The organism is Microbacterium sp. ARD31 (assembly GCF_031844425.1).
Genome location: NZ_JAUZVE010000014.1, coordinates 86,438 through 106,019, shown reverse-complemented (window position 1 = coordinate 106,019; position 19,582 = coordinate 86,438). Strand labels below are relative to the sequence as shown.

Here is a 19,582-nt window from a genome sequence, read left to right as displayed (position 1 = left end):
GCGGTCCGCGTCCTCGGCCATTGGGAAGGATCTCGGGACTTTCCCAATGGTTGAGGCCGCGGGCCGCCTCCCCACATTTCGGGGTCTTCTCCGGCCGGGCTGTCCCCCGACCGCGACGGCAGCGCCGGTCAGTCCAGCTCCGGGGCGCCCGGCCAGGTCTGCGGCTCCCCGCCGAGCTCGAGCTGCCACGTGGCCGACCAGGTCGCCTCGGTGAGCGCCCACTGCCGCACGCTCCCCGACGACTGGGCGACCAGCGCGAGGAGCGTCTCCGCGCCGTCGACCTCGACGGAGAGCGCGGCGTCGCGGATCCGGGCGTCGCCCCGGACCGGGAGCTCGACGTCGTACGCCGCCGCTGCCGCCACCGGCTCGCCACCCGCCGCGGTGACCATGGCGCGGAGCTGGTCGCGGCGCGCCCGGTGCCGGCGGTACGCCGTCGTCAGCGCGTCGTACAGCAGGGGAGCTGCGGCCTGGGAGGTCCGCGCGCCGAGCACGCCGTAGGCGTAGAGGGCCGCGTGCTCGTCGGCGAGCGTCGTCTGGAGCGCGTCGAGCACGGTCATGACGTCGCCTCGGGGAGGCCGAGCGCCGCGACGTGCTGGGAGGTCGAGGCGGCCATGCTGGCCAGGATGCGGGCGAGGTCGCCGCTCGCGGCGCCGAGGCAGCTGTCGCGCAGCGTGCGGAGCAGCTGCTGCTCCGAGCGGCGGACCGCGCGGAGGGCCGGCTGAGGCTGGGCCGGCACGGTGGCGGGCGCGGCGCTCGGCAGCTCGGCGTCGGGCACGGCTCCGGCGAGGAGCTCGCGGTGCGCCGTGTGGGCGGCGACGAGGGGGTCGAGCCGCGCGTCGAGCGCGGGCACCGCGGCGCCGGCCGCGGCGAGCACCGCGCCCGCGTCGACCAGCGCCGCGACCACCGTCGCGACCAGCTCGGAATCCTCCGGCGGAGGCGGTGTCGATGCCGAGGAGCCGGCGTCGCGCGAGGGCGGGTCGATGTCGCACGCCGCCAGGACCAGGGGAGCCGTGAGCGCCGAGCCCAGCGTCGTACGACGGGAGAGCGGGCGTCCGGGCACGCCCGAACCCTATCCGCCGCGAGCCCCGGCCCGGACCGGCCACCGGGGGCTCACGGGGTCGCTCGGTGGGCCGCTAGGGTGTTCCTTCCACAACAGCACAAGGAGGTCGCATCCTCATGAGTTCCCACCAGGACGCCACCCGGGACCGCATCGAAGCGGAGCTGGTCGACCCCTTGAGCGCGATGGGCCTCGACGTCGAGGCCGTCGAGGTCACCCCGGCCGGCAAGCGCCGGGTGCTGCGCGTGGCGGTCGACAAGGACGGTGGCGTCACCCTCGACGACGTGGCCGACGCGACGCGCGAGGTCTCCCGCGTGCTCGACGAGTCCGACGTGATGGGCGAGATGCCCTACACGCTCGAGGTCACGTCCCGCGGGGTCGACCGGCCGCTGACCCTCCCGCGCCACTGGCGCCGCAACGAGGACCGGCTGGTCAAGGCCACGCTCACCGACGGGTCCGCCGTCACCGGGCGGATCCTGGGCTCGTCCGAGGAGTCGGTGACCCTCGACGTGTCCGGCACGAAGCGCGAGGTCGCCTACGCCGACGTGGCGAAGGCCCTCGTGCAGATCGAGTTCAACCGCAAGAGCGAGAAGAAGGACGACTGATGGACATCGATCTGAGCATCCTGCGGATGCTGGAGCGCGAGAAGGAGATCTCCTTCGAGGTGCTGGCCGAGGCCATCGAGCAGGCCCTCCTGACGGCCTACCAGCGCGCGACCGAGTCGCACCGCCCCGCGCGGGTCGAGCTCGACCGCAAGACCGGTCACGTCACCGTCTGGGCGCGCGAGGTCGAGGAGGACGGCACCGCCGGCCCGGAGTACGACGACACCCCGGAGGGCTTCGGCCGCATCGCCGCCACGACCGCCAAGCAGGTCATGCTGCAGCGGCTGCGCGACGCCGAGGACGAGATCAAGTTCGGCGAGTTCTCCGGCAAGGAGGGCGACATCATCTCCGGGGTCATCCAGCAGGGTCGCAACCCCGACGACGTGATGGTCGACCTCGGCAAGGTCGAGGCGCTGCTGCCGGTCAGCGAGCGGGTGCCGGGGGAGAAGTACGTCCACGGCGAGCGCATCAAGTGCCTGGTGACCTCGGTCCGCAAGGGCATGCGCGGCCCGCAGATCACCCTGTCCCGCTCCCACCCGACGCTGGTCAAGAAGCTCTTCGCCCTCGAGGTGCCCGAGATCGCCGACGGCACCGTCGAGGTCGCCGCCATCGCCCGCGAGGCCGGCCACCGCACCAAGATCGCCGTGCACTCCACCGTCCCCGGCGTGAACGCCAAGGGCGCCTGCATCGGCCCGATGGGGCAGCGGGTGCGCAACGTGATGAGCGAGCTGCACGGCGAGAAGATCGACATCGTCGACTGGGCCGAGGACCCTGCCGAGCTCGTCGCCCACGCGCTGTCCCCGGCGCGCGTCACCTCCGTGGAGATCGTCGACCTCGCCGCACGGTCGGCCCGCGTGGTCGTCCCCGACTTCCAGCTCTCCCTCGCCATCGGCAAGGAGGGGCAGAACGCGCGCCTCGCCGCCCGGCTCACCGGCTGGCGGATCGACATCCGCAGCGATGAGGCGCCGGCACCCGAGTAGCGGCGTCGGCGTACGCCCGGTTCGTAAACCTGTGGCGTGAACCGGTAGAGTGGAGGTCAGTGGCCACCACGTCTGACACCCCTGCGCCCGGACCCGTCCGGACCTGCGTGGGTTGCCGGGCCAGGGCCGCTGCGAACGAGCTGTTGCGGGTGGTCGCAGGCTCGGACGCCGAGGGCCGTCCGGCCCTGGTGCCCGATCCGGACCGCCGGGCACCCGGCCGGGGAGCGCACGTCCACCCCACGTCGGAGTGTTGGCAGCTCGCGGTGCGACGCCGAGCGTTTCCCCGGGCCCTGCGCTCGGGACAGGGGCTCGACACCGCGCTGGTGGAGCAGTACCTCACCACGCACGCACCACCACCCGAACCACACGAACACCGACCAGAAACTGGAGCACGCAGCTCATGAGCACTCGATGAGTAACTCGCGATGAGTTTGCACACCCACTAGCTGTTCCGTTTCCCCTCTCCTTCTGGGGTCACGGACCAGAAGGAGCGAAAAACAACCGTGGCAAAGACCCGAGTCCACGAACTCGCCAAGGAGTTCGGAGTCGAGAGCAAGTTCGTTCTCGAGAAGCTCAAGGAGATGGGGGAGTTCGTCAAGTCGGCGTCGTCGACTGTCGAGCCGCCCGTCGAGATGCGCTTCAAGAAGCAGTACGGCGACGAGCTGAAGGCCGCAGCGGCCTCCGCTCCCGCCGCCGAGCCCGCCGCCCCGGCGGAGAAGCCGGCCGCCAAGAAGGCCGCCCCCAAGCCCGGCCCGAAGCCGGCGCCCGCCGCCGAGACGCCCGCCGAGGCGCCCGCGGAGGCCCCGGCCCAGACGCCTGCTGAGGCACCCGCCGCGGCGCCCGCCGAGGCTGCCCCGGCTGCCAAGCCCGGCCCGAAGCCCGGCCCGAAGGCCCCGGCCGCCGAGCCCCAGGCTCCGGCTGCCGAGCCCGAGGCGCCTGCCGCGCCGGCGGCGAAGACGGCGGCCCCCGCGCCCCGTCCGGTCGGCCGTCCCGGCGCGCCGCGTCCGGGCAACAACCCGTTCGCGCCGAGCCAGGGCATGGGGTCGCGTCCGGCCCCGCGCACGCCCGGTGACGACACCCGTCCGCCGCGCCCGCCGGCCGGTGGCGACGCCCGTCCGGGCATGCCCCGACCCAACCCGGCGATGATGCCGAAGTCGCCCGCCGCCTTCGGCAACGGTCCCGGTGGCCGTCCGGCCCGTGGTGGCCCCGGTGGCGGTCCCGGTCGTCCGGGTGCCCCCGGCCGCGGTGCCCCGGGTCGTCCCGGCGCCGGCGCCGGTGCCCCGGGCGGTGCCCCGGGTCGTCCCGGCGGCTTCGGCCCGTCCGGTGGCGGTCGCCCCGGTGGCGGTCGTCCCGGCCAGCGTGGCCAGACCCAGGGTGCCTTCGGTCGCCCGGGTGGACCCTCGCGCCGCGGTCGCAAGTCCAAGCGCGCCCGTCGTCAGGAGTTCGAGGCCATGGAGGCCCCGACGATCGGTGGCGTGCGCGTCCGCAAGGGCAACGGCGAGACCGTCCGTCTCCCGCGTGGTGCGTCCCTGACCGACTTCGCCGAGAAGATCAACGTCGACGCCGCGGCGCTCGTGCAGATGCTCTTCTCGCTCGGCGAGATGGTCACCTCCACCCAGTCGGTCGGTGACGAGACGTTCGAGCTGCTCGCCGAGGAGCTCAACTACGTCGTGCAGATCGTCTCCCCCGAGGACGAGGACCGCGAGCTGCTCGAGACGTTCGACCTCGAGTTCGGCGCCGACGAGGGCGACGAGTCCGACCTGGTGGTCCGTCCGCCGGTCGTCACCGTCATGGGTCACGTCGACCACGGAAAGACCAAGCTCCTCGACGCGCTGCGCAACGCCAACGTCGTCGACAAGGAGGCCGGTGGCATCACCCAGCACATCGGTGCCTACCAGGTCCACACCGAGGTCGACGGCGACGACCGTCGCATCACCCTCATCGACACCCCCGGTCACGAGGCGTTCACCGCCATGCGTGCCCGTGGTGCCCAGGCCACCGACATCGCGATCCTGGTCGTCGCGGCCGACGACGGCGTCATGCCGCAGACGGTCGAGGCGCTCAACCACGCCAAGGCGGCCGACGTGCCGATCGTGGTCGCGGTCAACAAGATCGACAAGCCGGAGGCCGACGCGACCAAGGTCCGCGGCCAGCTGACCGAGTACGGCCTGATCCCCGAGGAGTACGGCGGCGACGCCATGTTCGTCGACGTCTCGGCCAAGGCCGGCCTCAACCTCGACAAGCTGCTCGAGGCCGTCGTGCTCACCGCCGACGCGTCGCTCGACCTGCGTGCCAACCCCGACCAGGACGCCCAGGGCCTCGTGGTCGAGGCGCACCTCGACCGCGGTCGCGGTCCGGTCGCCACGGTCCTGGTCCAGCGCGGCACGCTGCGCGTGGGTGACTCCATCGTCGCCGGCCCGGCCCACGGCCGCGTCCGCGCGATGCTGGACGAGCACGGCAACGAGATCACCGAGGCCGACCCGTCGCGTCCGGCGATGGTGCTGGGTCTCTCCGCGGTGCCGGGTGCGGGCCAGAACTTCATCGTGGTCGAGGACGACCGCATGGCCCGCCAGATCGCCGAGAAGCGGGAGGCGCGCGAGCGTGCGGCCATGCAGGCCAAGCGTCGCGTGCGTCGCAGCCTCGAGGACTTCATGGCCTCCATGGAGAAGGGCGAGAGCCAGGAGCTCAACCTCATCCTCAAGGGCGACGTGTCCGGTTCCGTCGAGGCGCTCGAGGACGCCCTGTCGCAGATCGACGTCGGCGACGAGGTCTCCCTCCGCGTGATCGACCGCGGTGTCGGTGCCATCACCGAGACCAACGTCGACCTGGCGGCGGCCTCCGACGCGATCATCATCGGCTTCAACGTCCGCCCGCAGGGCAAGGCGACCGAGATGGCCGACCGCGAGGGTGTGGAGATCCGCTACTACACGGTGATCTACCAGGCCATCGAGGAGATCGAGGCCGCGCTCAAGGGCATGCTCAAGCCGGAGTACGAGGAGGCCACCCTCGGCCAGGCGGAGATCCGCGAGATCTTCCGCTCGTCCAAGGCGGGCAACATCGCCGGCTGCATGGTCACCTCGGGTGTCATCCGCCGCAACGCCAAGGTGCGCGTCATCCGCGACGGCTCGGTCGTCCAGGACAACCTGGACCTGGCCTCGCTCCGCCGCGAGAAGGACGACGCGTCCGAGGTCCGCGAGGGCTTCGAGTGCGGTCTGGTGCTCCGCAACTTCCAGGACATCAAGATCGGCGACGTCGTCGAGTCCTTCGAGATGCGCGAGATCCCCCGCAGCTGATCACCGAGCGGGCACTTGCTCGCGCTGGACCGGCTCGACCGGGCACTTCCTCGCGCTACAGCGCGAGGAAGTGCCCGGTCAGCGTCTGTCAGCGCGAGGAAGTGCCCGGTGAGCTTTCTGAGAGAGTGAGCACCATGAGCAACCCCCGCGTCCGCAAGATCGCCGACCGCATCCAGGTGGTCGTCGCCGAGATGCTCGAGCGACGCATCAAGGACCCGCGGCTGGGGTTCGTCACCGTCACCGACGTGCGCGTCACCGGCGACTCGCAGCAGGCGTCGATCTTCTACACCGTCCTCGGGACGGAGGACGAGCTCGCCAGCACGGCGGCGGCGCTGGAGTCGGCCAAGGGCGTGATCCGCTCCGAGGTCGCCAAGCAGCTCGGCATGCGCATCGTGCCGTCGCTGACGTTCATCCCCGACGCGCTGCCCGAGAGCGCCCGCGCCCTCGACGAGGTGCTCGAGCGCGCCCGCCAGCAGGACGCGGAGGTCGCCGCCCGCCGGGTCGAGGCCTACGCAGGCGAGGCCGACCCCTACAAGAAGCCGCGCGTGGTCGAGGACGAGGTCGACGACGAGGACGAGCTCGACGACCTGGACGGCGGGCTCGACGAGTCCGACGTGGACGACCGCCCCTGATGGTCGACCCCGGTCTGGTCGTCGTCGACAAGGCCCCGGGCATGACCTCGCACGACGTCGTGGCCCGGGTCCGCCGGCTCGCCGGCACCCGAAAGGTCGGGCACGCCGGCACCCTCGACCCGATGGCCACGGGCGTCCTCGTCCTGGGCGTCGACCGAGCCACCCGGCTCCTCGGCCACCTCATGCTGACCGAGAAGGCCTACGACGCGACCATCCGGCTCGGGGTCGCCACGACCACCGACGACGCCGAGGGCGAGGTCGTGTCGACGTCGCCTGTCGACGGCGTGACGGAGGACGACGTACGACGTGCGCTCGCGGGGTTCGTGGGTGACATCGAGCAGGTGCCGACCGCGGTCTCGGCCATCAAGGTCGACGGCCGGCGTGCCTACGCCCGCGTCCGGGCGGGGGAGGACGTCGAGCTGCCGGCCCGCCCCGTCACCATCCACGAGCTGGTCGTCCACGAGGTCTCGCTGCCCGACGTGCGGATCTCGGTGCGCTGCTCCTCGGGCACCTACATCCGCGCGATCGCGCGCGACCTGGGCGCCGCGCTCGGCGTGGGCGGGCACCTCACCGCCCTGCGACGCACCGCCGTGGGCTCCTTCGACCTGGGGGTCGCCAGGACGCTGGAGGCCCTCGCCGAGGACTTCGCGGTCCTCCCGATCGCCGACGCCGCCCGGTCGTCGTTCGTCCCGGTCGACCTCGACGAGGGGCAGGCGGCCGACGTGCGCTTCGGCCGGGCCCTCGACCTCACCCTGCCGGGGGAAGGTCCGCACGCCCTCTTCGCGCCCGACGGCGCGTTCCTCGCCCTCTACGAGCAGCGCGGCCAGCAGGCGAAGGCCGTCGCGGTCTTCGTCTGACCCGACGCGGCGCCCGGCCCGCGGACGGCGGCGAGCCCGCCAGTAGGCTGCCGCCGTGCAGATCTGGCGAGACGTCGACGACGTGCCGGCCGACCTCGGCCGCACCGTCGTCAGCATCGGGAACTTCGACGGGGTGCACCTGGGCCACGCCCACGTGCTGCGCGAGGCGCGCGAGACCGGGCGCCGGCTCGGCATCGACACCGTCGTCGCGGTCACCTTCGACCCGCACCCGATGGCGGTGCTGCGGCCCGAGCACGCCCCGCCCACACTGACCTCCATCGAGACGCGGGCCCGGCTCCTCGAAGCCGCGGGCGTCGACGCGATCCTCGTGGTCGGCTTCGACCGGGAGATCGCCGGCTGGTCGCCGGAGGAGTTCATCGACCGGATCCTCGTCGGCACGCTGCATGCGGGCGCCGTGGTCGTCGGCTCGAACTTCCGCTTCGGCGCGAAGGCGGCCGGTGAGGTCGCCACGCTCGTGGAGGCGGGGCGCTCGCGCGACTTCGAGACGGTCGGGGTGCCGCTCGACGGCGGCCCGCAGGTGTGGAGCTCGACCTACGTCCGCCAGTGCCTGGCGACGGGGGACGTCGCGGGCGCCGCGGAGGCGCTGGGCCGCCCGTTCACGGTCCGCGGCACCGTCGTGGAGGGCGACAAGCGCGGACGCGAGCTCGGCTACCCGACGGCCAACGTCCCGATCCCGCCCGTCGACGCCGCTCCCGCCGACGGCGTGTACGCCGGCTGGCTCACCCGCCTCGACACCCACGAGCGCTACCCCGCGGCGATCTCCGTGGGCACCAACCCGACCTTCGACGGCGAGCGCGACCGCCGGGTCGAATCCTACGTGCTCGACCGCGACGACCTCGAGCTCTACGGCGTCGAGGTCGAGGTCGCCTTCGTCGACCGGCTGCGCGGGATGGTCAAGTTCGAGGGCATCGAGGCGCTCGTCGAGACCATGCGCGACGACGTACGCCGCGCGCGCGAGGTCCTGGGTGGCTGACGCGCGCCAGAGGGACCTGACGGCCGCCGAGCACTGGTTCGTCGCGCACGGTCTGCCCTACTTCGTCGACGGGATCCGGGACGAGGTCCATCGGGGGCTGTCCCGCGCGCGCCTGGTGCGGGTCGCGCTCGTCGCCGTCGCGCTCGCCGCGCTGGTGGTGGTGGGCTTCGCGCTCGCCCCGCACCTGGAGTGGGACGACGGCGTGGTCCCGGGCATCAACATCGGGCTGCTGAGCGTCGTGCTCTACGGCCTCTTCACGCTGCGCGCATGGGTGATCGCGACCTGGGCAGCCCAGCGGACCTTCTCCAGCCTGGGGCTGCTGTTCCCGCTCGTGACCCGGGCACTGCCGCTGCTGCTGCTCTTCGTGACGTTCCTCTTCATCAACGCCGAGGTGTGGGAGGTCTCCGCGCGGCTGGACGGACGCGTCATGTGGCTGACCGTGGCGTTGTTCGTCCTCATCACGGTCGGCTTCCTGCTGGCCCGGTTGCCCGAGGAGCTGGCGGTCTTCGACGAGGAGGTCGACCCGGAGGCGATCGCCCGCCACTGCGCGGGGACCCCGCTCGAGGGCAGGGTCGACGTGGCCGCGGTCGCCGAGGAGACCCACCTGGCCGGTCTGCAGAAGGCCAACCTCCTGCTGATGCTGCTCATCACCCAGCTGGTCCAGGTGGTCCTGCTGAGCCTCAGCGTCTTCGTCTTCTTCGTGGTGTTCGGCCTGCTCGTCATGGACCCCGGCGTGGTCGAGGGCTGGACGGGGGAGCCGGTCACGGCGCTGCCCTTCGCCGAGCGGGCGAACTGGCAGCTGATCCAGGTCTCGACGTTCCTGGCGGCCTTCAGCGGCCTCTACTTCACCGTGTACGCCGTCACCGACGAGGTCTACCGCACCCAGTTCTTCAGCTCGATCCTGCGCGAGCTCGAGCGCGCCGTGAGCGTGCGCGCGGCCTACCGCTCGCTGCGCCGCACCTCCTGAGGCCGCGCAGGCCCGGACACGACGACGGGCGGCGCGCCGACCCACCTGCCGCGAGGAAGGGGGCCGGGGCACCGCCCGTGCGGTGGATCAGGCGTCGAGGTCCTGCTCGACCAGCGCGGCGATCGTGTCGACCGCGGCCTGGTCGTCACCGGCCACCTCGACCGTGTCGCCGTTGCCGGCGCCGAGGGTCATGATCATCAACGACGAGCTGGCGTCGACCCCGTTGATGGTGACGTCGGAGCCGAGCTCGGCGGCCTTCTCGGCGATGATCGCGGCGGGGCGGGCGTGGAGGCCGACGGCGGAACCGACGACGACGGACTTGCTGGGCATGGTTCTCCTCTGGTCGTGCGGGTGGGACGTACGAGTGGTGCGAACAGGCGGGGGCGGTGCTCAGACAGTAGCGACGTCGGCGTCGGAGCGGCCGAAGCTCTTGAGCACGACGACGAGCGCGGCGCCGACCGCGACACCGGCAGCGAGCGCGATCAGGTAGCCCAGCACGCCGTCGACGGCGAAGAGGACGAAGATGCCGCCGTGCGGCGCCCGCACGCTGACGTCCATCGCCATCGAGAGCCCTCCGGTGACGGCGCTGCCGGCCATGATGGCCGGGATGATGCGCAGCGGGTCGGCCGCCGCGAACGGGATGGCGCCCTCGGTGATGAACGACGCGCCGAGCAACCAGCCGGCCTTGCCGTTCTCGCGCTCGGGCACCGAGAACAGCTGGGGTCGCAGCACCGTCGCCAGGGCGAGGGCGATCGGGGGCACCATGCCGGCGAGCATGACGGCCGCCATGATCTTGAGCTCGGGGGCGTCGTTGGACAGCGCCGCGCCTCCGACCCCCGCCGCAGCGAAGCTGTAGGCCACCTTGTTGAGCGGGCCGCCCATGTCGAAGGCCATCATCAGGCCCAGAATGATGCCGAGCAGCACCGCGCTGCCGCCGCTGAGGGAGCTGAGGCCGTCGGCGAGCTGCTCCATCAGCCAGGCGATGGGGCGGCCCAGCACGACGATCATCAGCAGGCCCACCAGCATGGTGGTGAGCAGCGGGATGACCAGGACCGGCATCAGGCCGCGGGCCCAGGCGGGGACCTTCCAGCCGGTGATCCAGTGCGCGACCATGCCTGCGAGGACACCGCCCACGATGGCGCCGAGGAAGCCGCTCTGCGGAACCCCGAAGGCCGAGACGTCGGTCACCAGGCCGCCCATGACGAAGCCGGGGGCGATGCCGGGTCGGTCCGCGATGGCGTACGCGATGTACCCGGCGAGGGCCGGGACGAAGAAGGCGAAGGCGATCTTGCCGAGCATGAAGAGCGCGGCTCCGAGGTAGGCCAGCACGCCGGAGTCGAGCGGGACGTGGCCCAGCGCGGGCTCGCTGTAGGCGGTGATGTCGGGCGGGCTGAAGAGCGTGCCGTCGGCGAGGACGGCCGCGGCGTGGTTGGCGATCTCGTAGCCACCGAGGAGGAAGCCGAGCGCGATCAGGAGGCCGCCCGCGGCGACGAAGGGGATCATGTAGGACACGCCGGTCATCAGGACCCGGCGGACCCGGCCGCCCCAGGACTCCTCGGCTCCGTGGTCGGCGCCCGCGGCGGACGCCTCGCCCTCGACGCGCGGCGCGCTTGACGGGTCGGCGGCGTAGCGCAGCGCCTCGGCGATCATCGCGTCGGCGTCGTCGATGGGCCGCTTGACGCCCGAGCTGACCATCGGCTTGCCGGCGAACCGGGCGCGGTCGCGCACCCCGACGTCCACGGCGAAGATGACGGCGCCCGCCACAGCGATCGCGTCGTGCGAGAGCGGCGTGGAGCCGGCCGACCCCTGCGTCTCGACCTGGAGGCGGACGCCGGCACGCTCGGCCGCGGCCTCGAGTGCCTCGGCGGCCATGTAGGTGTGCGCGATGCCGGTCGGGCACGCGGTGACGGCGACCAGCGAGGGCGTGGCGGTCGCCGTGCCACCGGCGGGCGGGGCGTCGGCCGGTGCGGTGGCCGGGGCTGCGCCGGCCTGGGCGGCAGCGGTCTCGCCGCCGCTGGGCGACGCGGCACCGGAGGGTGCGCCCGACGCGGGGGCCGGGGCGGGCTCGCCGAGCTCGTGGCTGACCAGGTCGACGACCTCCTCGGCGGACTCGGCGGCGCGGAGCGCGTCGGTGAAGGCCGGCTTCACCAGCGCGCGGGCGAGCTTGGTCAAGATGGTGAGGTGGTCGGCGTCGCCGCCCGCGGGGGCCGCGATGAGGAACGCCAGGTCGGCGGGGCCGTCCTTGGCGCCGAAGTCCACCGGGGGCTCGAGCCGGGCGAAGGCGAGCGTGGGCTCCTCGACGCCGGTGGTGCGGCAGTGCGGGATCGCGATGCCGCCGGGCAGGCCGGTGGCCGACGTCGCCTCCCGGGCGAACGCGTCCTCGACGAGCTGGTCCTTGTCGCTCGCGCGGCCCGCGTCGTCGACGACGGCGGCGAGGGCGCGGATCACGTCCTGCTTGTCGGCGCCCCACGCGGCGCCGAGCCGCACGAGGTCGGTGGTGATCAGGTCGGTCATGCGGTGCCTCCGAGGGCGGTGACGCCGACGAGCTCCGTGCGGAGCTGCGACGGCTGGGGGATGGTGGTGCCGGGAAGGCCTGCGGCGGCGCTGCCGTAGGCGACTGCGAGGGCCAGGCGGTCGGGGGCGGGCAGCCCCCGGATGTCGCCCAGCAGGTAGCCGAAGAGGCTGGAGTCACCCGCCCCGACCGTGCTCACCACGGTGGTGGGCGGCGGGGTGGCGTGCCACGCCCCCTCGGGGGTGACGAGGACGGCGCCGTTGCCGCCCAGGGTGGCGAGGACGGCGCCCACGCCGCGGTCGATCAGCTGTCGAGCGGCAGCGGCGGTCGCCGCAGGGTTGGCCTCGAGCTCGTCGGCGTCGCCGCCGGTGAACGACGCGAGCTCCTCGCCGTTGGGCTTCATCAGGTCGGGCGCCGCCTCGGGGAGGGCGTCCACCAGGGCCTGGAGGGGCGCCTCGCTGGTGTCGACCGCGACCCGGCCGCCGACCTCACGGAGTCGGCGTACGAGGTCGGCGTAGAACCCGGCAGGGGCACCCACGGGAAGTGAGCCTGCCAGCACCGTCCAGTCGGCGCCAGAGGCGCGGACGAGCACGGCCTGGGCCATCAGCTCGAGGTGCAGCGGGAGCACCCCCGCGCCGGGGGAGTTGAGCTTGGTGGTCGTGCCGTCGGGCTCGGTGACCGTGAGGTTGACCCGCACGTCGCCGGCCGGCGTGACCGGACGGCAGTCGATGCCGGCGCCGAGCAGCTCGAGGACGAACGGGTCGTCCTTCGCGGCAGGTACGACGGCGATGCTGGGGATGTCGGCACTGACCGCGGCGCGGGAGATGTTCACGCCCTTGCCGCCGGCCTGCGAGGTCACCGAGGCGACCCGGTGCACCTGGCCGCGCACCAGCTCGCCGTCGAGCGCGACCGTGCGGTCGATGCTCGGGTTGGGGGTCAGGGTCAGGATCATGCGATCACCACCTCGATTCCGGCTTGCTCCAGCGCCCGGCGGTCGACGGACTCGATGCCGCTGTCGGTCACGAGCACGTCGAGGCTGTCGAGCGTCGCGAACCGCACAGCGGTCTCCACCCCGAGCTTGGTGGAGTCCGCGAGCACGACGGTGCGCCGCGCGCAGGCGATGATCGCCCGCTTGGTCGACGCCTCGTCGGAGTCCGGGGTGGTGAGGCCGTGGCCGACGGTGATGCCGTTGGTGGCCACGAAGGCGACGTCGGCCCGCAGCTCGGCGAGCGCGGCCACGGTGTCGGCCCCGACGGCGGCGTGGGTCGTCGGGCGCACCCGTCCCGGCAGCAGGTGCAGCTCGATCTGCGGCAGCCCCGCCAGCCGGGTGGCGACCGGCACGGCGTGCGTGATCACGGTCAGCCGGTGGTCGCGGGGGAGGGCGGCGGCGAACCGGGCGGTGGTGGTGCCGGCGTCGATGACGACCACGGAGTCCGGCGGCGGGAGGAGCGCGACGGCGGCCGCGGCGATCGCCTCCTTGGCCTGCGTGTTGGACTGGTCGCGCTCGCCGATCCCTGATTCGATGACGGTGAGCGAGCCGGCCGGCACCGCGCCGCCGTGCACCCGTCGGACCAGCCCCATCCGGTCCAGCGTCGACAGGTCGCGACGGACGGTCTCGGTGGTGACCTCGAACTGCTCGGCGAGCTGCACCACGGAGAGACGGCCACGGCGGCTGATCAGCTGTGCCATCGCCTGCTGGCGCTCTTCGGCGTACATCGTGGCCCTTCCCGCAGCGATCTGTGTATGTGTTGTTTTAGTCCCGAATGTGTTGCTTGTCAACCATGCCGTGATCTACGGTGTGTCCATGACCACACCCGACACCCTGAGCGGGACCCCGGTCGTTCCGGGGGTCGCCGCCGGCCCCGTCGTCCACGTGCGCGGGGAGGTCTCGCCCGAGGCCATCGCACGCTACGGCGACGGAGACTTCGCCGATGCCGACGCCGCGCTGGCGGCGTACGACGAGGCCGCCGCGGCGGTCGCCGACACGTTCTCCGAGAAGGCCGCCTCCGCGCAGGGCGCGGCGGCGGAGGTCCTCACCGCGAGCGCCGGTCTCGCCCGTGACAAGGGACTGCGGTCCGGCGTCGCGAAGAACCTGCAGGCCGGTCAGGGGCCCGTCGCCGCGGTCCAGGGTGCGGTCGAGCAGTTCGTCACGATCTTCACCAACATGGGCGGCCTGATGGCCGAGCGCGTCACCGACCTGCGCGACATCGAGCGCCGCGTCGTCGCGCACCTGGTGGGGGAGCCCGCGCCTGGGGTGCCGACGCCGAAGGTGCCCTCGATCCTGGTCGCGGAGGACCTCGCGCCCAGCGACACCTCGGGCCTCGACCCCGCGGTCGTGACCGCGCTCGTCACCGAGCGCGGCGGCGCGACCAGCCACACCGCGATCATCGCCCGCCAGCTCGGCATCCCGTGCGTCGTCGGCGCGGCCGGCATCACCGGCCTGGCCGAGGGCACGTTCGTGGTGGTGGACGGCGAGGCCGGCACCATCGAGCAGGGCGCCGACCCCGAGGAGGCGCAGGCGCGCGTCGACGAGAGCCGCCGGCTGCGGGAGGAGCTGGCCGCGTGGACCGGGCCGGCGGCCACGTCCGACGGGATGCCGGTCAAGCTGCTCGCCAACGTCGCCGACGGCGCCTCCGCGCAGACGGCCGGCACCGAGCCAGTCCAGGGCGTGGGCCTGTTCCGCACCGAGCTGTGCTTCCTCAACCGCAAGGACGAGCCGAGCGTCGAGGAGCAGACCGACATCTACGCCGACGTGCTCTCGCCCTACGCCGACGGTCGCTACGTCGTCGTCCGCACCCTCGACGCGGGGTCGGACAAGCCCATCGCGTTCGCGACGCAGGAGGGGGAGGAGAACCCCGCCCTCGGCGTGCGCGGGCTGCGGCTCAGCTTCGGCAACCCCGGGCTCATGGACCGACAGCTCGACGCCATCGCGGCGGCCGCCGAGCGCACCGGCACCGAGACCTGGGTGATGGCGCCGATGGTCGCCACCGTGGCCGAGGCCGCCGACTTCTCGGAGAAGGTGCGCGCCCGCGGGCTCAGGTCCGGCGTGATGGTGGAGATCCCGAGCGCCGCGCTGCTCGCCCACCGCATGCTCGAGGTCGTCGACTTCCTCTCCATCGGCACCAACGACCTCACCCAGTACGCCATGGCCGCCGACCGCATGGCCACCGACCTCGCGCACCTCACCGACCCGTGGCAGCCGGCGGTGCTGCAGCTCATCGCCATCACCGCGCACGCAGGCGCCGAGGCCGGCAAGCCCGTCGGCGTGTGCGGCGAGGCGGCGGCCGACCCGCTGCTGGCCACCGCGCTCATCGGGATGGGCATCTCCTCGCTGTCGATGGCCGCCCGTGCCGTCCGCCCCGTCGGCGCCCAGCTCGCCCGGGTCACCTCGGAGACCTGCGAGGTCGCCGCGGAGGCCGCCCTCGGGGCACCCGACCCGATGGCCGCGCGCGCCGCCGTGCGCGAGGTCCTCGGGCACTGAGGCCCCCCACCCCTGATCCACCTCACCACGGAGGAAACGATGACATCAGCGTACGACCGCTACCGCGCGGCCGATTCCGAGCTCCCCGACGGCTCGTGGACCTGGTTCCTGCACGGCGCGGGCGAGGAGAACATGGGCAAGGACGGTGCGCCCGAGCTGGTGCCCGTCCCCACGCCCGACGCCGACCACATGCTCGTCCGCATCGACAGCGTGGGCCTGTGCTTCTCGGACGTGAAGATCATGCGCCAGGGCGGCAGCCACCCCAAGCTCTACGGCCGCGACCTGTCCCAGGAGCCCACCCGGCTGGGGCACGAGGTCAGCCTCACCGTGATCGAGGTGGGCGACAACCTCAAGGACCGCTACCACCCCGGCCAGCGGCTGGCCGTCCAACCCGACATCTACCAGGACGGCAAGAGCACCGCCTACGGCTACACCATCCCCGGCGGGCTCACCCAGTACCACCTCATGGGTGCCGAGATGCTCGAGACCGACGACGGTGCCTGCCTGCTGCCCCTGCCGGACTCGATGGGGTACGCCGAGGCCTCCACGCTCGAGCCGTGGGGCTGCGTGATGGCCGCCTACACCCAGCGCCGCCGCCTCGAGCCCAAGGCCGGCGGGACGATGTGGATCGTCGGTCGGCCGGGTGACGAGCGGGAGTACGCCTTCTCGGCCGGGCTGGACGCTCCGGCGACCATCGTGCTGACCGACGTGCCCGACTCGGTCGCGACGCTGGTGGAGGGGACGTCCGCCACCACGGTCGTGCGCAACGGCCTGGACGCCGAGGACTACCAGGCGCTCGTGGACGAGCTGACCGGCGGCGCGGGCTTCGACGACATCGTCGTGCTCGACCCGCGGTCGGCAGCGACCATCGGAGCCGTGGCCACCCACATCGCCCGGCGGGGCACCCTCAACCTGGTCGGCGAGACCGAGCTGGACGGCCTGGTGGACACCGACGTGGGTCGCCTCCACTACGACTACACCGCCTACCTCGGCGGCCGGGGTCCGGACATCGCCGCCTCCTACGGCGAGGCGCGCAACCGCTGCGACCTCCGCGCCGGAGGCACGACGGTCTTCGTGGGCGCCGGCGGACCCATGGGGCTGATGCACGTCCAGCGAGCCATCCAGCAGTCCGACGGTCCCCGGACGATCGTCGCCACCGAGGTGAGCGACGAGCGCCTGAAGGCCCTCGAGGAGCGTCTGGCCCACCTGGCCGAGACCAACGACTGCGAGCTGATCACCTTCAACTCGCAGACGTCCGAGAAGTCCCTCCACGACTTCGTCATGGACCTCACCGACGGCAAGGGCGCCGACGACGTGGTGGTCAGCGTCCCCATCGCCGGCGTGATGGCCGAGGCCGACACCCTCATGCGCTCCGACGGCATGCTGGTCTTCTTCGCCGGCGTCCCCAACGGCACGATGGCGCCGATGAACCTCAGCGCGGTCTACCTCGACAACGCCCAGTACACCGGGACGTCGGGACTCACCATCCACGACCAGCAGCAGGTGGTCGACCTGGCCGAGCAGGGCCAGCTCTCGCCGGGCTCGATCGTGGGCGCCATCGGTGGCATGCGGGCGGCGAAGGACGGCCTCCAGGCCCTCGTGGACGCGACGTACTCCGGCAAGGTCCTCGTCTTCCCCCAGGTCCACGACTTCCCCCTCACCGGTCTCGACGAGCTGGGGGAGAGGCTGCCCGAGGTCGCCGCGAAGCTGGGGCCGGGCAACACGTGGAACGACGAGGCGGAGCGGGCGTTCCTCGACAGCCAGCTGGGCGGGTAGCGGCACGCCGCCTCGCTCCTCCCCGACCCTCCTGCGCCACTCGGGCCCACCGGGCCCGGGTGGCGCTGTCGATGCCGTCACGCACCCCGAATCAGGTAAAGCCACACAGTCGGGCACGAATTCATGCCCGAATGCTTGGCAACATGCCCGTTCGTGCGGTTTAATTTCGACATCGTGTGATCGGGGTCACCCCCGCATTCCATCTGGAGGACATCAGCATGGCGACCACCACTTCCACCCCCGCGTCCGGGACGTCCGCGCGCGTACGCGTGCAGCGGTTCGGCACGTTCCTCTCCAACATGATCATGCCGAACATCCCGGCACTGATCGCGTGGGGACTTCTCACCGCCCTCTTCATCGACGTCGGCTGGTTGCCGAACGCCGACCTGGCCACGATGGTCGGACCGACCATCCACTACCTGCTCCCGATCCTGATCGCCGCGACGGGCGGCCGGATGGTCCACGGCGACCGCGGTGCCGTCGTCGGCGCGTTCGCGGTCATGGGTGCCATCGCCGGCTCCGACCTGCTGGTGGCGAACTTCAACGCCGACGCACTGGCGGACTGGGTCGCCGCAGGCAACGCCGAGGCCGACTTCAGTGCGCTCGGCCAGGTCCACATGTTCATCGGAGCGATGATCCTCGGACCGCTCGCGGCCTACGTCATGAAGCGCCTGGACGCGCTGTGGGACGGCAAGGTCAGGGCCGGCTTCGAGATGCTCGTCAACATGTTCTCGGCGGGCATCGTCGCCTTCGTGATGGCCATCGTCGGCTTCTGGGTCGTCGCCCCCGTCGTCAACGAGATCATGGAGGTCCTCGGCAACGCCGTCGAGACCCTGGTCGACAACAACCTGCTGCCCCTCACCTCGCTGCTGATCGAGCCGGCGAAGGTCTTCTTCCTCAACAACGCGATCAACCACGGTGTGCTCACCCCGCTCGGCCTCACCGAGGCGGCGGAGAGCGGCAAGTCCGTGCTCTTCCTGCTCGAGGCGAACCCCGGTCCCGGCCTCGGCCTGCTCCTGGCGTACTCCGTCTTCGGTCGCGGCGTCGCCAAGGCGACGGCGCCCGGCGCGGCGATCATCCACTTCCTGGGCGGGATCCACGAGATCTACTTCCCGTACGTCCTGATGAAGCCCAAGCTGATCCTGGCCATGATCGCCGGCGGCATGACCGGTGTGGCGGTCAACGTCGCCTTCGACGTGGGCCTGCGCGCCCCGGCGGCTCCCGGCTCCATCTTCGCGGTCTACGCCCAGACCGCGCGGGGCAGCTACCTCGGCGTCACCCTGGCCGTGATCGCCTCGGCCGCCGTGACCTTCGCGGTCGCCGCCGTCCTCCTCAAGCTCGACAAGTCCGACGACGAGGGTGACCTGGCCGCTGCGACGGCCCAGATGGAGGCCAACAAGGGCAAGAAGTCGTCGGTCGCCAGCTCCCTGACGGGCGGCGCGGCCGCCGGGGGCACGGCCACCGCGACGCGGGAGATCCGCAACATCGTGTTCGCCTGCGACGCCGGCATGGGCTCCTCCGCGATGGGTGCCTCGGTGCTCCGCAAGAAGATCCAGGACTCCGGGCATCCCGAGGTGACGGTGGTCAACAAGGCGATCGCCAACCTGCAGGACGACGTCGACCTGGTGGTCACCCACCAGGACCTCACCGACCGGGCCCGCCAGCAGAGCCCCTCGGCGATCCACGTCTCGGTCGACAACTTCATGGCCAGTCCTCGCTACGACGAGATCGTGACCATGGTCGACGAGAACAACACCCGGACCTAGCACCCCCGCAGGCCGGCACCGGTGGGGCAGGGCCGGCTCTCCATCCCCGAGGAGAGCCGGCCCTGCCGCACCACCACCGCCGTGTGGTCTCATGACCGGACGGCACCACCCCAACCACGACACCACGACGACCACGCAAGGAATGAGGCGCCAGATGAGCGACGTACTGAGCCGGGACGCGATCGTGCTGGGCGGTCAGGCCCGCGACCGCGACGCGGCCATCACCGAGGCCGGACAGCTGCTGGTGGCGTCCGGAGCCGTCGACCAGGCCTACGTCGACGCGATGCACGAGCGGGAGACGTCGGTCTCGACCTTCATGGGCAACGGCCTCGCCATCCCGCACGGCACCAACGAGGCCAAGGCCCTGATCCAGCACACCGCCATCTCCTTCGTCCGCTACGACGAGCCCATCGACTGGAAGGGCAGCCCGGCGAGGTACGTCGTCGGCATCGCCGGGGCCGGCGACGACCACCTCACGGTCCTCCAGGCGCTGGCCGGGGCGTTCACCGACGACGCCCAGATCGCGGCGCTCGACGCGGCGCAGACCCCCGACGACGTGCTCGCCGTCCTCGGCGACGTCAGCGTCTGAGCTCACGCGCCCGCACGCAGCAGGAGCCCCCGCCGGATCGGTGGGGGCTCCTGTGCGTCTGCCCGACGCGCCGGGA

General features: G+C 72.4%; 18 protein-coding genes. 12 read left to right on the top strand and 6 right to left on the bottom strand.

Annotated elements, in window-relative coordinates:
• Positions 1–128: 128 nt before the first annotated feature.
• Positions 129–557 (bottom strand): ferritin-like domain-containing protein, encoded by a 429-nt coding sequence (locus Q9S36_RS26900; RefSeq protein WP_311287904.1) that lies wholly within the window; start codon positions 555–557, stop codon positions 129–131.
• Positions 554–1,060: a hypothetical protein gene (locus Q9S36_RS26895; RefSeq protein ID WP_311287903.1), complete on the bottom strand. Its 507-nt coding sequence runs from the start codon at positions 1,058–1,060 to the stop codon at positions 554–556. Before Q9S36_RS26895 ends, Q9S36_RS26900 begins: the two co-directional genes overlap by 4 nt.
• Before the next feature lie 116 nt (positions 1,061–1,176).
• Between Q9S36_RS26895 and rimP the strand changes: the two genes are divergently transcribed.
• The 8 genes from rimP to Q9S36_RS26855 all read left to right on the top strand — a co-directional run bounded on the left by rimP (position 1,177) and on the right by Q9S36_RS26855 (position 9,382).
• Positions 1,177–1,662 (top strand): ribosome maturation factor RimP, encoded by a 486-nt coding sequence (gene rimP, locus Q9S36_RS26890; RefSeq protein WP_311287902.1) that lies wholly within the window; start codon positions 1,177–1,179, stop codon positions 1,660–1,662.
• Complete coding sequence (gene nusA, locus Q9S36_RS26885) at positions 1,662–2,639, top strand: transcription termination factor NusA (protein WP_311287901.1); 978 nt, start codon at positions 1,662–1,664, stop codon at positions 2,637–2,639. The genes rimP and nusA overlap by 1 nt, the downstream gene beginning before the upstream one ends.
• Positions 2,640–2,698: 59 nt before the next feature.
• A complete protein-coding gene (locus Q9S36_RS26880; RefSeq protein ID WP_311287900.1) occupies positions 2,699–3,043 on the top strand; it encodes a YlxR family protein in 345 nt (114 codons plus the stop codon).
• 99 nt (positions 3,044–3,142) lie between these two features.
• Positions 3,143–5,932: a translation initiation factor IF-2 gene (gene infB / locus Q9S36_RS26875; RefSeq protein WP_311287899.1), complete on the top strand. Its 2,790-nt coding sequence runs from the start codon at positions 3,143–3,145 to the stop codon at positions 5,930–5,932.
• A 134-nt stretch (positions 5,933–6,066) separates the two neighbouring features.
• Complete coding sequence (gene rbfA, locus Q9S36_RS26870) at positions 6,067–6,564, top strand: 30S ribosome-binding factor RbfA (protein WP_311287898.1); 498 nt, start codon at positions 6,067–6,069, stop codon at positions 6,562–6,564.
• Positions 6,564–7,421, top strand: coding sequence for a tRNA pseudouridine(55) synthase TruB (gene truB, locus Q9S36_RS26865; protein WP_311287897.1), 858 nt, complete (start codon positions 6,564–6,566; stop codon positions 7,419–7,421). The genes rbfA and truB overlap by 1 nt, the downstream gene beginning before the upstream one ends.
• A gap of 55 nt (positions 7,422–7,476) precedes the next feature.
• Positions 7,477–8,415 carry a bifunctional riboflavin kinase/FAD synthetase gene (locus Q9S36_RS26860; RefSeq protein ID WP_311287896.1) on the top strand — a complete coding sequence of 313 codons (939 nt, stop codon included), beginning with the start codon at positions 7,477–7,479 and terminating at the stop codon, positions 8,413–8,415.
• Positions 8,408–9,382, top strand: a complete 975-nt coding sequence (locus Q9S36_RS26855; protein ID WP_311287895.1) for a hypothetical protein — start codon at positions 8,408–8,410, stop codon at positions 9,380–9,382. Before Q9S36_RS26860 ends, Q9S36_RS26855 begins: the two co-directional genes overlap by 8 nt.
• Before the next feature lie 87 nt (positions 9,383–9,469).
• On the opposite strand, the gene Q9S36_RS26850 is transcribed toward Q9S36_RS26855, so the two are convergent.
• From Q9S36_RS26850 to Q9S36_RS26835, 4 genes are read right to left on the bottom strand one after another with little or no spacing between them, the layout of a single operon-like run.
• A complete protein-coding gene (locus Q9S36_RS26850) occupies positions 9,470–9,712 on the bottom strand; it encodes an HPr family phosphocarrier protein (RefSeq protein WP_135840713.1) in 243 nt (80 codons plus the stop codon).
• Between the two features lie 60 nt (positions 9,713–9,772).
• Positions 9,773–11,896 carry a fructose-specific PTS transporter subunit EIIC gene (locus Q9S36_RS26845; RefSeq protein ID WP_311287894.1) on the bottom strand — a complete coding sequence of 708 codons (2,124 nt, stop codon included), beginning with the start codon at positions 11,894–11,896 and terminating at the stop codon, positions 9,773–9,775.
• Positions 11,893–12,846, bottom strand: a complete 954-nt coding sequence (locus Q9S36_RS26840; RefSeq protein WP_311287893.1) for a 1-phosphofructokinase family hexose kinase — start codon at positions 12,844–12,846, stop codon at positions 11,893–11,895. The genes Q9S36_RS26845 and Q9S36_RS26840 overlap by 4 nt, the downstream gene beginning before the upstream one ends.
• The gene (locus tag Q9S36_RS26835) at positions 12,843–13,610 is read right to left on the bottom strand and encodes a DeoR/GlpR family DNA-binding transcription regulator (protein WP_311287892.1); all 768 of its coding nucleotides are present in this window, start codon (positions 13,608–13,610) and stop codon (positions 12,843–12,845) included. The genes Q9S36_RS26840 and Q9S36_RS26835 overlap by 4 nt, the downstream gene beginning before the upstream one ends.
• 88 nt (positions 13,611–13,698) lie before the next feature.
• Here Q9S36_RS26835 and ptsP point away from each other — a divergent pair, with 88 nt between their 5' ends.
• From ptsP to Q9S36_RS51665, 4 genes are all read left to right on the top strand, one after another.
• The gene (gene ptsP / locus Q9S36_RS26830) at positions 13,699–15,375 is read left to right on the top strand and encodes a phosphoenolpyruvate--protein phosphotransferase (RefSeq protein WP_311287891.1); all 1,677 of its coding nucleotides are present in this window, start codon (positions 13,699–13,701) and stop codon (positions 15,373–15,375) included.
• A 39-nt stretch (positions 15,376–15,414) separates the two neighbouring features.
• Positions 15,415–17,151 carry a zinc-binding dehydrogenase gene (locus Q9S36_RS26825; RefSeq protein ID WP_311287890.1) on the top strand — a complete coding sequence of 579 codons (1,737 nt, stop codon included), beginning with the start codon at positions 15,415–15,417 and terminating at the stop codon, positions 17,149–17,151.
• Between the two features lie 218 nt (positions 17,152–17,369).
• Positions 17,370–18,917 carry a PTS mannitol transporter subunit IICB gene (locus Q9S36_RS26820; RefSeq protein ID WP_396653852.1) on the top strand — a complete coding sequence of 516 codons (1,548 nt, stop codon included), beginning with the start codon at positions 17,370–17,372 and terminating at the stop codon, positions 18,915–18,917.
• Positions 18,918–19,071: 154 nt separating this feature from the next.
• Positions 19,072–19,506 (top strand): PTS sugar transporter subunit IIA, encoded by a 435-nt coding sequence (locus Q9S36_RS51665; protein ID WP_396653851.1) that lies wholly within the window; start codon positions 19,072–19,074, stop codon positions 19,504–19,506.
• Positions 19,507–19,582 lie beyond the last annotated feature (76 nt).

Coding starts and splice junctions, on each gene's coding strand:
- Q9S36_RS26900 (WP_311287904.1), bottom strand. CDS start 557: ATGACCGTGCTCGACGCGCTCCAGACGACGCTCGCCGACGAGCACGCG.
- rimP (WP_311287902.1), top strand. CDS start 1,177: ATGAGTTCCCACCAGGACGCCACCCGGGACCGCATCGAAGCGGAGCTG.
- nusA (WP_311287901.1), top strand. CDS start 1,662: ATGGACATCGATCTGAGCATCCTGCGGATGCTGGAGCGCGAGAAGGAG.
- rbfA (WP_311287898.1), top strand. CDS start 6,067: ATGAGCAACCCCCGCGTCCGCAAGATCGCCGACCGCATCCAGGTGGTC.
- truB (WP_311287897.1), top strand. CDS start 6,564: ATGGTCGACCCCGGTCTGGTCGTCGTCGACAAGGCCCCGGGCATGACC.
- Q9S36_RS26850 (WP_135840713.1), bottom strand. CDS start 9,712: ATGCCCAGCAAGTCCGTCGTCGTCGGTTCCGCCGTCGGCCTCCACGCC.
- Q9S36_RS26845 (WP_311287894.1), bottom strand. CDS start 11,896: ATGACCGACCTGATCACCACCGACCTCGTGCGGCTCGGCGCCGCGTGG.
- Q9S36_RS26840 (WP_311287893.1), bottom strand. CDS start 12,846: ATGATCCTGACCCTGACCCCCAACCCGAGCATCGACCGCACGGTCGCG.
- Q9S36_RS26835 (WP_311287892.1), bottom strand. CDS start 13,610: ATGTACGCCGAAGAGCGCCAGCAGGCGATGGCACAGCTGATCAGCCGC.
- ptsP (WP_311287891.1), top strand. CDS start 13,699: ATGACCACACCCGACACCCTGAGCGGGACCCCGGTCGTTCCGGGGGTC.
- Q9S36_RS26825 (WP_311287890.1), top strand. CDS start 15,415: ATGACATCAGCGTACGACCGCTACCGCGCGGCCGATTCCGAGCTCCCC.
- Q9S36_RS26820 (WP_396653852.1), top strand. CDS start 17,370: ATGGCGACCACCACTTCCACCCCCGCGTCCGGGACGTCCGCGCGCGTA.
- Q9S36_RS51665 (WP_396653851.1), top strand. CDS start 19,072: ATGAGCGACGTACTGAGCCGGGACGCGATCGTGCTGGGCGGTCAGGCC.